9 protein-coding genes are annotated in these 13,629 nt (G+C 71.1%); 2 read left to right on the top strand and 7 right to left on the bottom strand.

The genetic code is table 11. The features are described from left to right. Positions 1 to 201 precede the first annotated feature (201 nt). Together D8M35_RS16795 and D8M35_RS12595 are read right to left on the bottom strand one after the other, a co-directional pair. Positions 202 to 1,182 carry a hypothetical protein gene (locus D8M35_RS16795; protein WP_126892172.1) on the bottom strand — a complete coding sequence of 327 codons (981 nt, stop codon included), beginning with the start codon at positions 1,180 to 1,182 and terminating at the stop codon, positions 202 to 204. Between the two features lies 1 nt (position 1,183). Continuing rightward, entirely contained in the window at positions 1,184 to 4,225 is a 3,042-nt protein-coding gene (locus tag D8M35_RS12595; RefSeq protein WP_126892171.1) for an Rne/Rng family ribonuclease, read from the bottom strand. Positions 4,226 to 4,558: 333 nt separating this feature from the next. On the opposite strand from D8M35_RS12595, the gene D8M35_RS12590 reads away from it, so the two are divergent. Further along, a complete protein-coding gene (locus D8M35_RS12590) occupies positions 4,559 to 5,167 on the top strand; it encodes a vitamin K epoxide reductase family protein (RefSeq protein WP_238638223.1) in 609 nt (202 codons plus the stop codon). A gap of 554 nt (positions 5,168 to 5,721) precedes the next feature. On the opposite strand, the gene D8M35_RS12585 is transcribed toward D8M35_RS12590, so the two are convergent. The 5 genes from D8M35_RS12585 to ileS are packed head-to-tail and all read right to left on the bottom strand — an operon-like array spanning position 5,722 to position 12,220. Next, on the bottom strand, positions 5,722 to 6,570 hold the full coding sequence (locus D8M35_RS12585) for a thioredoxin domain-containing protein (protein ID WP_126892170.1): 849 nt from the start codon (positions 6,568 to 6,570) through the stop codon (positions 5,722 to 5,724). A 25-nt stretch (positions 6,571 to 6,595) separates the two neighbouring features. Further along, positions 6,596 to 7,015 carry a nucleoside-diphosphate kinase gene (gene ndk / locus D8M35_RS12580; protein ID WP_058728426.1) on the bottom strand — a complete coding sequence of 140 codons (420 nt, stop codon included), beginning with the start codon at positions 7,013 to 7,015 and terminating at the stop codon, positions 6,596 to 6,598. Positions 7,016 to 7,041: 26 nt separating this feature from the next. Then, positions 7,042 to 7,413 carry a DUF4233 domain-containing protein gene (locus D8M35_RS12575; protein ID WP_126892169.1) on the bottom strand — a complete coding sequence of 124 codons (372 nt, stop codon included), beginning with the start codon at positions 7,411 to 7,413 and terminating at the stop codon, positions 7,042 to 7,044. A gap of 41 nt (positions 7,414 to 7,454) precedes the next feature. Continuing rightward, positions 7,455 to 8,969, bottom strand: coding sequence for a folylpolyglutamate synthase/dihydrofolate synthase family protein (locus D8M35_RS12570; protein WP_126892168.1), 1,515 nt, complete (start codon positions 8,967 to 8,969; stop codon positions 7,455 to 7,457). Further along, positions 8,966 to 12,220, bottom strand: coding sequence for an isoleucine--tRNA ligase (gene ileS / locus D8M35_RS12565; RefSeq protein ID WP_126892167.1), 3,255 nt, complete (start codon positions 12,218 to 12,220; stop codon positions 8,966 to 8,968). Before ileS ends, D8M35_RS12570 begins: the two co-directional genes overlap by 4 nt. Before the next feature lie 242 nt (positions 12,221 to 12,462). On the opposite strand from ileS, the gene D8M35_RS12560 reads away from it, so the two are divergent. Next, positions 12,463 to 13,497, top strand: coding sequence for a cation diffusion facilitator family transporter (locus D8M35_RS12560; RefSeq protein WP_126892166.1), 1,035 nt, complete (start codon positions 12,463 to 12,465; stop codon positions 13,495 to 13,497). The last annotated feature ends 132 nt before the right edge of the window (positions 13,498 to 13,629 follow it).

Raw genomic sequence — 13,629 nt, 5'->3', positions numbered from 1 at the left:
CGGGACCGGTGCCGTGACGTTCCCGACCACGTACGCGACGACCGCGACCAGTGCGCCGGACGTGAGGAGCGCGACCTGCGCACGCCGTGCCTCCAGGCCGATCCTGGCGACCGCGAGGCCGACCAGGGGTCAGCAGGAGCTGCGCCAGCGCACGCGCACGCGCCACAGCTGCGGCACCGCACCGCACGGGCCGCAGTCGCGTCAGCGCGTCGGCGGCGTCCAGCGGTCGTCAGGGCGCTGACCGTACGGCTGCTGCTGCTGCTGCTGCTGCTGCTGCTGCTGCTGCTGCGCACCGTACGGCTGCGGAGCGGGCTGCACGGTCGACGGGGGCACGGCGTCCGCAGGACGGACCGCCCCCAGACGGCCGCCGGCCGCCCCCTGCGCAGCACGCCCACCACGCGGACGCCCGAGCCAGAGCCATGCGACGGTCGACGTCGCGAGGAGCATGAGCGTGAACGGGATCCCGTTCTGCAGGGGCCCGGTGAGCACGTCGATCACGAGTCGCACCCCCGAACCGGTCCGGACCGCCGCGTAGGACCCCGTGAAGACCCCGACGAGCGCCAGGGCGACCGTCCCGGCGGCACCGGCGAGCACGGCACGGAGGAGCACCGTCGGCAGCGGGCTGCGCCGCGCGATCGGCGTGAGGAACGCCAGGGCCGTGAACGCTCCCGCGTAGAACGGGAAGGGCGAGGCGAACACGCCGGACACGAAGCTGCCGAGCAGGCTCGCACCCGTGCCGGAGGTCGAGAAGGGGTGCACCACGAGTGACGTGCCGAGCAGCCCGAAGACGCCGGAGACCACCTCGACGAGCACGATCGACACGACGGCGATGAGGGCACCGGTGGTGTTGGCGACCGACGCACCCGGCGCGAAGGCCCGACGCGGGTCGGACGTCCGCGACGCCCGTGCCCGACCCCGCTCCCCGTGGGGCTGCTGCTGGCCGTACTGCGGCTGCTGCCCGGGCCACGGCTGCCCGCCCGGCTGCCCGGGCCACGGCTGACCGGGTGCCTGCGCGCCCGGCTGCCCCGACCACGCCTGAGCACCCGGCTGACCGGGCGCTGGCTGGCCGGACCACGCCTGCCCACCGGACGGCCCGGCCGCGGGCGGTGCGGGCTGCGACCAGCCCGCACCGTAGTACCCGCGGTCCTGCTGCCGACCGTGCGGGTCCCCCGCGTCGGTCACGTCAGTCCCCCACGATCACGGAGCCGTCGTCCTGCCCGTCGCCGTCCGACGACGCGGGCGCACTGATGCTCGGCGACGAGACCCGACGCGACCGCGAACGGCCCTGCCCCGGCTGCTTCGGCTCCGGGAGTGCCTGGAGCACGGAGTCGAGCAGCGACTCGGCGTCGTCCCGGGTCGGGCGCGGCTCGCGCTTGGTGACGGCCACCGGGATGTCGAGGATCGCGACGGTGTTCTCGGTCGGGGTGACGGGAGCGCTCGAGCTCACGCGACGACGGGTCGGTGCGGTCTTCGTCGGCGCCGACTCCTGCACGGGCGACTCGGGAGCAGTGCTCTGCGCGGGGGCCGACTCGGGCGCGGGGGCCTCGGCGCGAGCCTCGTCGGCACCGCGCTCGGACGCACGCTCCTCGCGACCGCGCTCCTCGCCGCCGCGCTGCTCGGGTGCTGCACTGCCGGCGCCACGACCGCCACGACGGCGGCGACGCTTCGAGCCGGACGACTGCTCGCCGTCACGGTCTGCCCCGCCTGCGGACTGCTCCGAACCGCGCTCGGGGGCGGAGGCCGGCGAAGCGCTCGACGCGGGTGCGTCGGCAGCCGACGACACCCCGGCCTCGGCCTCCGGGGTCGCGGCGCCCCCGCGGGGCGATGCCACACCGGTCACCGGCGCACCGGACGACGCCTCGTCGTGGGGCAGCGTCGACGCCGCGATCCGGGACAGCGCGTTCTTGACGTCCTCCGTGATCTGGTGAGCCTGCGACGACTGGCTGGAGGACCCGTTGCCGGAGCCGGCGTTGCCAGCGTGCCCGTTGCCTCCCTGGCCGTTGCCGTTGCCACTGCCACTGCCGTTGCCGCCGGTCGAGCCGTTGCCGCTGCGGCCCTTGCGCCGGCCCTTCGAGGGGCCGGGGTCCGCGTTGTTGTCGTTGACCTTGGCGTTGACCTCGTCGAGCGACTCGCGCAGGCCGACACCGATCTTCTTGCGGGTCATCTGCACGAGGCCGAGCGAGGTGACCTCGGCCACCTGGTGCTTCGTGCGGTCGCGGCTCAGGCACTCGACGAGACGACGGAGCACCAGGTCGCGGTTCGACTCGAGCACCATGTCGATGAAGTCGATGACGATGATGCCGCCGATGTCCCGCAGGCGGAGCTGCCGGACGATCTCCTCGGCTGCCTCGAGGTTGTTCTTGGTGACGGTCTCCTCGAGGTTGCCACCGGACCCGACGAACTTGCCCGTGTTGACGTCGACGACCGTCATGGCCTCGGTGCGGTCGATCACGAGCGACCCACCGGACGGCAGCCAGACCTTGCGGTCGAGCGCCTTCTCGATCTGCTCGTTGAGGCGGTACTCCTCGAAGGAGTCCGGGCCGTCGTAGATCTCGACGCGGTCCTTGAGGTCGGGTGCGACGGCGTCGAGGTAGTCCTCGATCGTCCCGCGCGCGGCCTCGCCGTCGATGATGAGCTTCGTGAAGTCCTCGTTGAAGACGTCACGCACGATCTTGACCAGGAGGTCCGGCTCGGAGTGCAGCATGACCGGGGCGTGCCCGTTCTGCACCTTCTTCTGGATCGCCTCCCACTGGTTGGTCAGGCGCTGCACGTCGCGGGTGAGCTGCTCCTCGGTCGCGCCCTCGGCCGCGGTGCGGACGATGACGCCCGCGTGCTCCGGCAGGACCTCCTTGAGGATCTTCTTCAGGCGGGCGCGCTCGGTGTCGGGCAGCTTGCGCGAGATGCCGTTCATCGAGCCGTTCGGCACGTAGACCAGGTAGCGGCCCGGCAGCGAGACCTGCGAGGTCAGACGCGCGCCCTTGTGCCCGACCGGGTCCTTCGTGACCTGCACGAGGACCTTGTCGCCCGGCTTGAGCGCGGCCTCGATGCGGCGACCGTGGTTCCCGGTGTCCACCGAGTTCCAGTCGACCTCACCCGCGTAGAGCACGGCGTTCCGACCGCGACCGATGTCGACGAACGCCGCCTCCATCGAGGGCAGCACGTTCTGCACCTTGCCGAGGTAGACGTTCCCGATGAGCGAGACGTTGTGCGACTTGGTGACGTAGTGCTCCGCGAGGACGTTGTCCTCGAGCACGCCGATCTCGATCTTCGACGAGCTCGAGCGGACGATCATCTGGCGGTCGACGCTCTCGCGGCGGGCGAGGAACTCGTCCTCGGTGATCACCGTGCGACGACGACCGGCGTCACGGCCGTCGCGGCGACGCTGCTTCTTCGCCTCGAGTCGGGTCGAGCCCTTGATGCGCTGCGGCTCGGTGATGAGCTCCGGCTCACGGCGACGCGGCTCCTGGTGGTCGCGCGGCTCGCGGACGCCGCGCTCCTGGCGGTCCGCGCTGCTGCCCCGACGGCGCGAGCGACGGCGGCCGCCGCCCTGCTCGTCGTCCTCGTCGTCGTCGTCCTCGTCGCGTGCGGCTCGGACCGGCAGCTCCGGCAGGACCGGCAGGACCGGCGCGTGGAAGATCAGGCTGAGGGTGCTGGTCGCCTTCGGCACGAAGGGCTCCTCCGCCTCGGGAGCGGAGGCGGGCTCCGGCCGGGAGGCACCGCTCACGTCGTCAGCGTCCGTCGCCACCGCGCTGGGGGCCTCGGGCGCGCTGGTCGCCTCGACCTGGTCGGTCGCGGTGGGCGCGACGGCTGCCGCAGCGTCGTCCGCCGGTGCCTCGACGACAGGCTGGCTGCCCGTGACCGTCGAAACGTCCTGGGGCTCCGCGGCTGCGGCGGGGACCTGCTCGACCGCGACCGCCACGGCGTCGTCGGTCGACCCGTGCTCCGTCGAGCCGTGCTCCGCTGCCTCGGGGGCCGGCGCCTCGGGGGCCGCTGGCCGGTCGCTCGCCGGAGCGGCGCCCTGCGCGGCCGTCTCGTCGGCCGCATCGGCGTCGGTGACCGGAGCGTCGCCGGTCAGCGCGACCGTCTCGACGTCCGTGGTGTCGGTGTCGACGTCACCACGGGCCTCCAGGCCGGTGGACCGGGCGCGACGGCTGCCGAACAGGCGGCCTCGGCGCTTCGGTGCGACTTCTTCGTTGTTCGGGTTGTCGGTGTTCTGCTCCACCATGGATCTGGTGCACTCCTCGGCCCCACTCGCGTCCTGTCGGACGGCGGGAATTCTGTGGTTGTCACGGGTGGCGTCCACGCCCCCGCGTTCGTTCTCGTGACCGGTGTGCGTCGTCCCGGCGTGCGGTCCGGTGTCGTTCCGGGTCGGGCACCCGGCCCGACCGGCTCGGCATCGGAGGTGACGCGAGTCCCGGTCACGGCGCGCTCTCACCGCGCCTGATCGTCCGGGCTGGGCCCGGAAAGCTCTCTCGCCGCACGGATCGGCCGCGCGACTGCTGTCATTGTCGCACGAGGTGCCAGGAAAGGTCCGGAACGGGCATGCGATGATGACGCCGTGAGCACGAGCGCAACCACGCCCCGCCGCCCGGTCGCGATGGCGGTCTTCCTCATCGTCACCGGAGCAGTCGGCCTCTTCGCCGCGTTCAACCTGGTCCTGGACGAGTTCGCGAAGTACGAGAACCCGTCGAAGGCCCTGAGCTGCGACGTCAGCCCGTTCGTGAACTGCTCGCAGGTGATGACCAGCTGGCAGGGCTCCCTGTTCGGGTTCCCGAACCCGCTGCTCGGCGTGATGGGCTTCGTCGCCCCGATCGCCGTCGGCGTGATGCTGCTCGCCGGCATGCGGAACGGACACCGCTGGTTCTGGGTGCTGTTCAACGCCGGGGTGTTCCTGGCGTGGGTGTTCGTCACCTGGCTCTTCACGCAGACCGTGTGGGTGATCGGCTACCTCTGCCCCTGGTGCCTGCTGGTGTGGAGCGTGACGATCCCGATGTTCTGGATCTTCACGACGTGGAACGCGGCGCAGGGTCGCTTCGGCGCCGGACTCCAGCGGGTCGGGCGCACGCTGCTGCCGTACTCGTGGGCGTTCGTGCTGGCGAACTACGCCGTGGTCGTGGTCTGCATCTTGATCGTGTTCCCGCGGGTCCTCACGACGCTGCCGTTCTGACGTTCCCCCTCCCCCGGCCGTCCTGACGCCACCGGGGCGCTGCTGGGCGCACGCCCCGGTCGTCCTGACGCCGCCGGACCGCTGTGATGCACCCGTCCCGGTCCCAGTCCCGATCCCTCGAGCGGGCCAGATCCGTCACGCTCGAGGTTCTCCGGCGACGGATCGTGCCCTGGCCCGGATCGCCGACGGCGTGTCCTGCCCACTCGGGAGGGCCCGCCGGGTCGGCCCGGCAGCCTTCTGACGGACAACGTGCTCCTCACTCGTGGGGTGAGTGAGCGGGTCGTCCCGTACTGCCGAGCCTGCTCCCTCCGCGCGGTCCGCCGACCCGCTCAGCCCGAACGCCCGATCCTTCCCAGAACAACCGAGATACAAGGCGGAATCGGGCGTTCCTCGTACAACTGACGCACCAGGTACGCCCGGTTCCGTCCGCTACGCCCGGATCGATCAGGTACCTGCCACGTCCGCGACCTCGGCACCGCGCCGCATCCCCCGGGGACAGCACTCGGCCCCGCGCTCCCGGGGAGGGAACGCGGGGCCGAGTACGGCGGAGCCGACTACTTCGCGGCGGCCTCGATGGTCGGGACGACGTCGGTGAGGGTGCTCACACGCTGCCCGTTCACCAGGATCGTCGGCGTTCCGAAGCCCTGGGGGCCGGCCACGGCCGGGTCCGCGGTGACCTGGTTCGTGATCTTCGTGACCCAGCTCTTGTACGTCTCGTTCGACAGGCACTCGGACACGTCGGAGCCCGTCGCGCCGCCGGCCTTCACCAGGTCGGCGATCTCGGCGTTCGTCAGGCCCTTCGTGCCCTCTTCCGGCTGCTTCTCGAAGAACTGCGTCTGCACGGCGAGGAACTTGTCCGGCGCGTAGTTCGCGACGCACATCGCGGCGTTCGCGGCTCGGCTGGCGTACCGCGAGCCGAGGTAGCTGCGGTCGAGGATCGACACCGGGTGGATCTCGAGCGTCGCCTGACCGTTCTTCACGAAGTCGGTGATCTGGTCGGCGTAGGCGCCCTCGAACTGCTTGCACACGGGGCAGGCCCAGTCGACGTACTCGACGACCTTGACCTTGCCGTCGCTGTCGGCCGTGGCGACCGGGGACGGGGTGCCGTCCGCCGAGACCCCACCGGTCGTGACGGGCGTGATCGTGCCGTCGCCGCCGGTGAACTGGATGCCACCGGTGACCATGTTCTTCGGGCCGGCGGCCGAGGTGGTGCCCCCGCTGTTCACGTTCACCACGACGATCGCGATGATCGCCGCGACGGCCACGATGCCCAGGCCGATGCCGCCCTGCAGGAACCACTTGTTGCGGCGCTTGCGACGCTTCTCGGCGTCGGCTCGCTGGCGGGCGACCTCACGGGCGTGCTGCCGACGCTCGTTCTTGGTGGGACGGTCGTTGTTCGTCATCGCGTCTGTGCTCCGCTTCCGTCGATCAGGCGAACCAGAGCGCGAGCTCGCGGGCGGCCGACTCCGGGGAGTCCGAGCCGTGCACGAGGTTCTGCTGCACCTTCAGGCCCCAGTCACGACCGAGGTCACCACGGATGGTGCCCGGCGCGGCCGAGGTCGGGTCGGTGGTGCCGGCGAGCGAGCGGAAGCCCGCGATGACACCGTTGCCGGCGACGCGCACGGCGACGACCGGACCGGACTGCATGAACTCGACGAGCGGCTCGAAGAACGGCTTGCCCTGGTGCTCCTCGTAGTGCTGGTCGAGCAGCTCGCGCGACGCCGTGACCATCTTCAGGTCGACGATCTCGTAGCCCTTGGTCTCGATGCGACGGAGGACCTCTCCGGTGAGCTGGCGGGCGACGCCGTCGGGCTTGACGAGGACGAGGGTCTCTTCGAGATCGGACACGCAGTTCTCCTGTGGTTCGGTGGTGGTCAGTCCTCGGCCTGCGCGGCCCGGAACGCGGCGTTCTGCCGGTCGAGCTGACCGCCCTTGACGAAGCAGAACACCCACAGCGCCAGGAACACCGCGCCGACCGCGAACATGAACGGTTCGATGAACCCGGTGGCGAGGATGGCCGCCTGCAGCAGCCACCCGAACCATACACCGGCGGGCTTGCCGGTCAGGCGTGAGGCAGCTGCGAGGACGATGATCGCCAGGATGCCCCCACCGAACGCCGCGAGCGGCGGCAACGTGCCCTTCCCGTAGACGACGAGCATCGGGAAGAAGAACATCACGGCCTCGAGTCCGAGGGTGACCGAGAGCAGGCTCTCGCGGGCACCGCGCTGCGGGCGCGGCTTCCGCATGCGCGGCTGGCGACCCGGCCGGGAGGCCCGTGGCGCGTCCGTCACTTCGCCGCACCTCCTCCTGAGCGCAGCCCCTCCGCGTGCACCAGCTCCATGACCTTGCCCACCATCACGATGGAGCCGGCGACCAGCACGAGGGCGTCCTCGGCGTCCGCCTCGTCCGCCAGGTCGCGGGCTTCCTGCAGTGCCTGCTCGAGCGAGGGCTCGACGACCACACGGTCCTCGCCGACCTCGGCCACGACGATGCGGGCGAACGCGTCCGCGTCGAGCGCGCGGTCCCCCGGCGGCTGCGTGACGACGAAGGTCTCCACGGTGTCCTTCAGCGCCCGGACGAAGCCGCGGGCGTCCTTGTCGCCGAGGATCCCGACGACGCCGACGACGTGCTCGGACGGGAACGCGACCGGCAGCGCCTCGGCCAGCGCGCGTGCACCGTGCGGGTTGTGCGCGGCGTCGACCACGACGGTCGGCTCCTGCGCGATCGGCTGCAGGCGTCCGGGGCTGGTGGCGGCCGCGAGCCCCTCGGACAGGACGTCCTCGTCGAGGGCCTGCGACCCGCGGCCGAGGAACGACTCGACCGCGGCGATCGCGACGGCGGCGTTGTGGGCCTGGTGCTGGCCGAAGAGCGGCACGAACAGGTCGTCGTAGCGCCCGGCGATGCCCTGCACGGTGACGAGCTGCCCGCCGACCGCCGGGGTGTCGGACACGACGGAGAACCCGGTGCCCTCGACCGCGAGCGTCGACTCGGTGAGCTCCGCGGCCCGCTCGAGCTCCGCGAGGGCCTCGGGCGTCTGGGCACTGGAGACGACCGACGACGACGGCTTGATGATGCCGGACTTGGTGCGGGCGATCTCGGCGACGGTCGACCCGAGCTGCTTGGCGTGGTCGATCGCCACCGGGGTGATCACCTGCACCTGGCTCTGCACGACGTTGGTGGAGTCCCACTCGCCGCCCATGCCGACCTCGATGACGGCGACGTCGACCGGCGCCTCGGCGAAGCACGCCAGGGCCAGGACGGTCAGTGCCTCGAAGAACGTCAGCGGCTGCTCGCCCTTCTCGCTGAGTTCCCGGTCCGTCATCTCGAGGATCGGGGTGATGTCGTCCCAGTTCTCGACGAAGCGGTCGGCGGCGACGGGCTCGCCGTCGACGACGATGCGCTCCCGGATCGACACCAGGTGCGGGCTCGTCATCAGGCCGGTGCGCAGGCCGTGCGCGCGGACGATGCTCTCGGTCATGCGCGCGGTCGACGTCTTGCCGTTCGTGCCGGTGACGTGGATGACCGGGTAGGCCAGGTGCGGGTCGCCGAGGAGCTCGACGGCGCGACGTGTGGCGGTCAGCCGGCGCTCGGGTGCCTGTTCGCCGATGCGGGCGTACAGGGCCGCCTCGACCCGCCGCACCTCGTCGTCGTCCCCGCCGTACGGCAGGGCCTCGGCAGGTGCCTGGTCACCGGACGGTCCGACCGGGATGCGGACCCCGGCGGTGTCGTCGAGCGGACCGAGGTCCTCGACGCCGTCGTGGTCGTCGTACTGCTCGTCGTCGTACTGGTTGCTGTCGCTCATGCGCGTGCCACCTCCACGGACACCTTCGCACCGTCGCCGACGTCCGAGCCCTCGCCGGGAGCGAACGTCGTCGTGGTCACCTCGACGCTCGTCGCCAGGGTCTCCCCGGCGATGAGCTGCTCGTGCGTGCGGATCGCGCCCTCCGCGTCCTCGGAGACCCGGAGCGCCAGGGCGATGCGGTCGCTGACGTCGAGGTCGGCGTCGCGGCGGGCCTGCTGCACGGCGCGCACGACGTCGCGGGCGAGTCCCTCGGCCTCGAGCTCCGGGGTCGTCACGGTGTCGAGCACCGCGAAGCCACCGCCGTCGAGGAACGCCACCGCGACGGAGTCGTCCGCGACGGTGAGGTCGAGCGTGTACTCGCCCTCGACGAGGTCGATCCCGCCGACGGTCACGCCGGACTCGGTCGCGACCCAGTCGCCCTTCTTGGCGGCCGGGATCACCTGCTGCACCTGCTTGCCGATGCGGGGACCGGCGGCACGGGCGTTCACGGTGAGCTTCCGCTCGATGCCGTAGCGGCCGAGCGAGGACTCCTCCTGCTGCTCGAGCACGACCCGCTTGACGTTCAGCTCGTCGCGGAGGATGTCCGCGAACGGCTCGATCGCTGCCGGGTCCGGCACGACGAGGGTCAGCGTCGCGAGGGGCAGGCGGACACGTCGACCGGTCGCCTTCCGGAGCGCGAGGCCCTTCGACGCGACGTCGCGCACGCGGTCCATCGCGGCGACGAGGGCGTCGTCGGCCGGGAACTCCGCCGCGTCCGGGAAGTCCTCGAGGTGCACGCTGCGCCCGCCGGTCAGGCCCTTCCAGACCTCTTCCGTGACGAGCGGCGCGAGCGGGGCGGCGACACGGGCCAGCGTCTCGAGCACGGTGTACAGCGTGTCGAACGCCGCACGGGCCTCGGGCGAGGACTCCGCGCCGAGCCAGAACTTGTCGCGCGAGCGCCGGACGTACCAGTTCGTCAGCACGTCGGCGAAGTCCCGGACGGCCTGGGCCGCGAGCGGGGTGTCGAGCGCGTCGAGGTGCGTGGTCACGTCCGCCACGAGCACCCGGGTCTTCGCGAGCAGGTACCGGTCGAGCACGTCGGTGCTCGCCGTGCTGCGCGAGGCCTGGTAGCCGGTGTCGCCCGAGGCGTTCGCGTAGAGGGTGAAGAAGTAGTACGTCGACCAGAGCGGCAGCAGGAACTCGCGGACGCCCTGGCGGATGCCCTCCTCGGTCACGACGAGGTTGCCGCCGCGGATCACCGACGACGACATGAGGAACCAGCGCATCGCGTCGGCGCCGTCGCGGTCGAACACCTCGGAGACGTCCGGGTAGTTGCGGAGCGACTTCGACATCTTCTGGCCGTCCGAGCCGAGCACGATGCCGTGGCTGATGACGTTCCGGAAGGCCGGACGGTCGAACAGCGCGGTGGAGAGCGCGTGCATGACGTAGAACCAGCCGCGGGTCTGCCCGATGTACTCGACGATGAAGTCGGCCGGGCTGTGCTCCTCGAACCACTCGCGGTTCTCGAACGGGTAGTGCACCTGCGCGTACGGCATCGAGCCGGAGTCGAACCAGACGTCGAACACGTCCGAGATGCGGCGCATGGTCGACTGCCCGGTCGGGTCGTCGGGGTTCGGCCGGGTCAGGTCGTCGATGAAGGGGCGGTGCAGGTCCACCTCGCCGTCGACGTTCAGCGGCAGGCGACCGAAGTCGCGCTCGAGCTCCTCGAGCGAGCCGTAGACGTCCTGGCGCGGGTACGCCGGGTCGTCCGACACCCAGACCGGGATCGGCGTGCCGAAGTACCGGTTGCGGGACACCGACCAGTCGATCGCGTTCCCGACCCACTTGCCGAACTGGCCGTCCTTGACGTTGTCCGGCACCCAGTTGATGTCCTGGTTCAGCTCGCCCATGCGGTCACGGAACTCGGTGACGCGGACGAACCACGACGAGACCGCCTTGTAGATGAGGGGCTTCCGGCAGCGCCAGCAGTGCGGGTAGCTGTGCTCGTAGGACGCCTGGCGGAGCAGTCGGCCCGCCTCGCGCACGGCCTTCGTCAGCGGCTTGTTGGCGTCCGACCAGAGCATGCCGGCGACCTCGCCGAACTGCGACGTGAACAGGCCGCCCTCGTCGAGGGAGAGCACGACGGGGATGCCCGCGGCCGCGCAGACCTCCTGGTCGTCGGCGCCGTAGGCCGGGGCCTGGTGCACGATGCCCGTGCCCTCGCCCGTCTCGACGTACTCGGCGACCAGGACGCGCCAGGCGTTCTCGTACCCCTCGGCCGCGGCCAGGAAGTCGAACAGCCGCTCGTACTCGACGCCGTCGAGCTCGGCGCCGACGACCGTGCGGAGCACGGCGGCGGTGGCGTCGTCGGCCGACTCGTAGCCGAGGTCCTTCGCGTGGGCGGCCACGGTGTCGGACGCCAGCAGGTAGGTGGCGGAACCGGCGTCGCCACCGTCAGCCGCGCCTCCCGGCCCGGCCGGCACGACCGCGTACGCGATCTCCGGACCGACCGCGAGCGCCGCGTTCGTCGGCAGGGTCCAGGGGGTCGTCGTCCAGGCGAGCGCGCGGACGCCGGCCAGGTCGAGCTCGGCGGCACGGGCACCCTGCAGCGGGAACGACACCGTGACCGACTGGTCCTGACGCATCTTGTAGACGTCGTCGTCCATGCGCAGCTCGTGGTTCGACAGCGGCGTCTGGTCGTTCCAGCAGTACGGCAGGACCCGGAAGCCCTCGTACGCCAGGCCCTTGTCCCACAGCTGCTTCCACGCCCACAGGACGCTCTCCATGAAGGTGACGTCGAGGGTCTTGTAGTCGTCCTCGAAGTCGACCCAGCGCGCCTGGCGCGTGACGTAGGCCTGCCACTCGTCGGTGTACTGCAGCACCGACTGCTTCGCCGCGGCGTTGAAGACGTCGACGCCCATGTCGTCGATCTCGTGCTTCTCGGTGATCCCGAGCTGGCGCATGGCCTCGAGCTCGGCGGGGAGCCCGTGGGTGTCCCACCCGAAGCGGCGGTGCACCTGCTTGCCGCGCATGGTCTGGTAGCGCGGGAAGACGTCCTTCGCGTACCCGGTCAGCAGGTGACCGTAGTGCGGCAGGCCGTTCGCGAAGGGCGGTCCGTCGTAGAAGGTCCACTCGGGGCAGCCCTCGCGCTGGTCGATCGACGCCCGGAAGGTGTCGTCGCCCTTCCAGAAGGCGAGGATGCCCTGCTCGACGGCAGGGAACGACGGGGACGGGACGACACCGTCGGCGGGGACGTTGAGGGGGTAGGCCACGAGCTGCTCCTGTGGGTTCGGTTCGTCTCCACGAGGACGGAGCGTGCTCCGCGGTACCACCTCGCTTGCCGGTCGCTGCTCGCGCTGCGACCGACCGCTCGTTCGCCGGATGAGGGTGCGGTCCGGTCCGCCCGGGTCTACTGACGGCGGTGGTGCTGCCGCGTTCTTCCGGAGGCTCACCGGTGATGGCCGGGTCGACGCCTGATGGGACGAGTCTACAAGAGTCGGAGCATGCTGGAGCGATGCCCTCGTCCGAGAAGCAGGACCGTCCCGAGTCCCTGCTCACCGTCGTCATCGCGTTCGCTGCCAACCTGCTCGTCGCCGTCGCCAAGACCATCGCGTCCCTGGTCTCGGGGTCGGCGTCGATGACCGCGGAGGCCGCACACTCGTGGGCCGACACCGGCAACGAGATCTTCCTGCTCGTCGCCGAACGCCGCGGTGCCAAGAAGCGGGACCGGAAGCACCCGCTGGGCTACGGCCGCGAGACCTACATCTGGTCGATGTTCGCCGCGTTCGGGCTCTTCACCGCGGGCGCCGTCGTGTCGATCTGGCACGGCATCACCGAACTCGGCGAGACCGACCCCGCCGAGGACGTCGTGCTCAACTACGCCGTACTCGGCATCGCGTTCGTGCTCGAGGGCACGAGCTTCCTGCAGGCCTACCGCCAGGCACACGGAGCCGCCACGAAGCGCCGCGTCCCGGTCCTCCGGCACGTGCTGCAGTCGTCCAACCCCACGCTCCGGGCGGTCTTCGCCGAGGACGCCGCGGCGCTGGTCGGTCTCGTGATCGCGTTCCTCGGCGTGCTCCTGCACCAGCTGACCGGGCTCGCGGTCTTCGACGCGATCGGCTCCATCGCGGTCGGGCTCCTGCTCGGCGTCGTCGCGATCGTGCTCATCGAGCGCAACCGCCGGTTCCTGGTCGGCGAGGCCACCTCGCCCGAGCTCGAGGACGCCGTGCTCACCGAGCTCCTCCGGCGCGACGAGGTGGAGCGGGTCACGTACCTGCACCTCGAGTTCGTCGGACCGTCCCGGGTGTTCCTCGTGGCGGCCGTCGACCTGACCGGCAACGAGCTCGAGGACCACGTCGCCGTCCGGCTCCGCCGGGTCGAGGCGTCGCTCGAGGAGAGCCAGTACATCGAGGAGGCCGTCCTCACCCTGAGCATCCCGGGCGACGCGTCGCTCGCGGCCCGAGGCGACGGCGACGTGCCGGCGACCGTGCGCGACGGCACGGTGGAGGACGTCGCGGCCGGCGGCGCGGGGACCCTGCGGACGGAGTAGCAGATCGGAAGAGCGTGGCGTGGGGAAAGCGGGTGCACATATGTGTCTATCGCGGGGGTAGCTGGATGACTCAAAACAACAACGATAAGTCGTCGTGATCAGCTACACATTGCACTGTCATGCACTGTTTGT

The sequence above is a fragment of the Curtobacterium sp. HSID17257 genome (genome assembly GCF_003989515.1).
Taxonomy (GTDB): Bacteria; Actinomycetota; Actinomycetes; order Actinomycetales; family Microbacteriaceae; genus Curtobacterium.
This window is presented reverse-complemented; position numbering and strand designations above follow the sequence as displayed.

Excerpts from the sequence above, each read along its gene's own strand:
- D8M35_RS12595 (WP_126892171.1), bottom strand. The coding sequence starts at position 4,225 with ATGGTGGAGCAGAACACCGACAACCCGAACAACGAAGAAGTCGCACCG.
- D8M35_RS12585 (WP_126892170.1), bottom strand. The coding sequence starts at position 6,570 with ATGACGAACAACGACCGTCCCACCAAGAACGAGCGTCGGCAGCACGCC.
- D8M35_RS12575 (WP_126892169.1), bottom strand. The coding sequence starts at position 7,413 with ATGCGGAAGCCGCGCCCGCAGCGCGGTGCCCGCGAGAGCCTGCTCTCG.
- D8M35_RS12570 (WP_126892168.1), bottom strand. The coding sequence starts at position 8,969 with ATGAGCGACAGCAACCAGTACGACGACGAGCAGTACGACGACCACGAC.
- D8M35_RS12560 (WP_126892166.1), top strand. The coding sequence starts at position 12,463 with ATGCCCTCGTCCGAGAAGCAGGACCGTCCCGAGTCCCTGCTCACCGTC.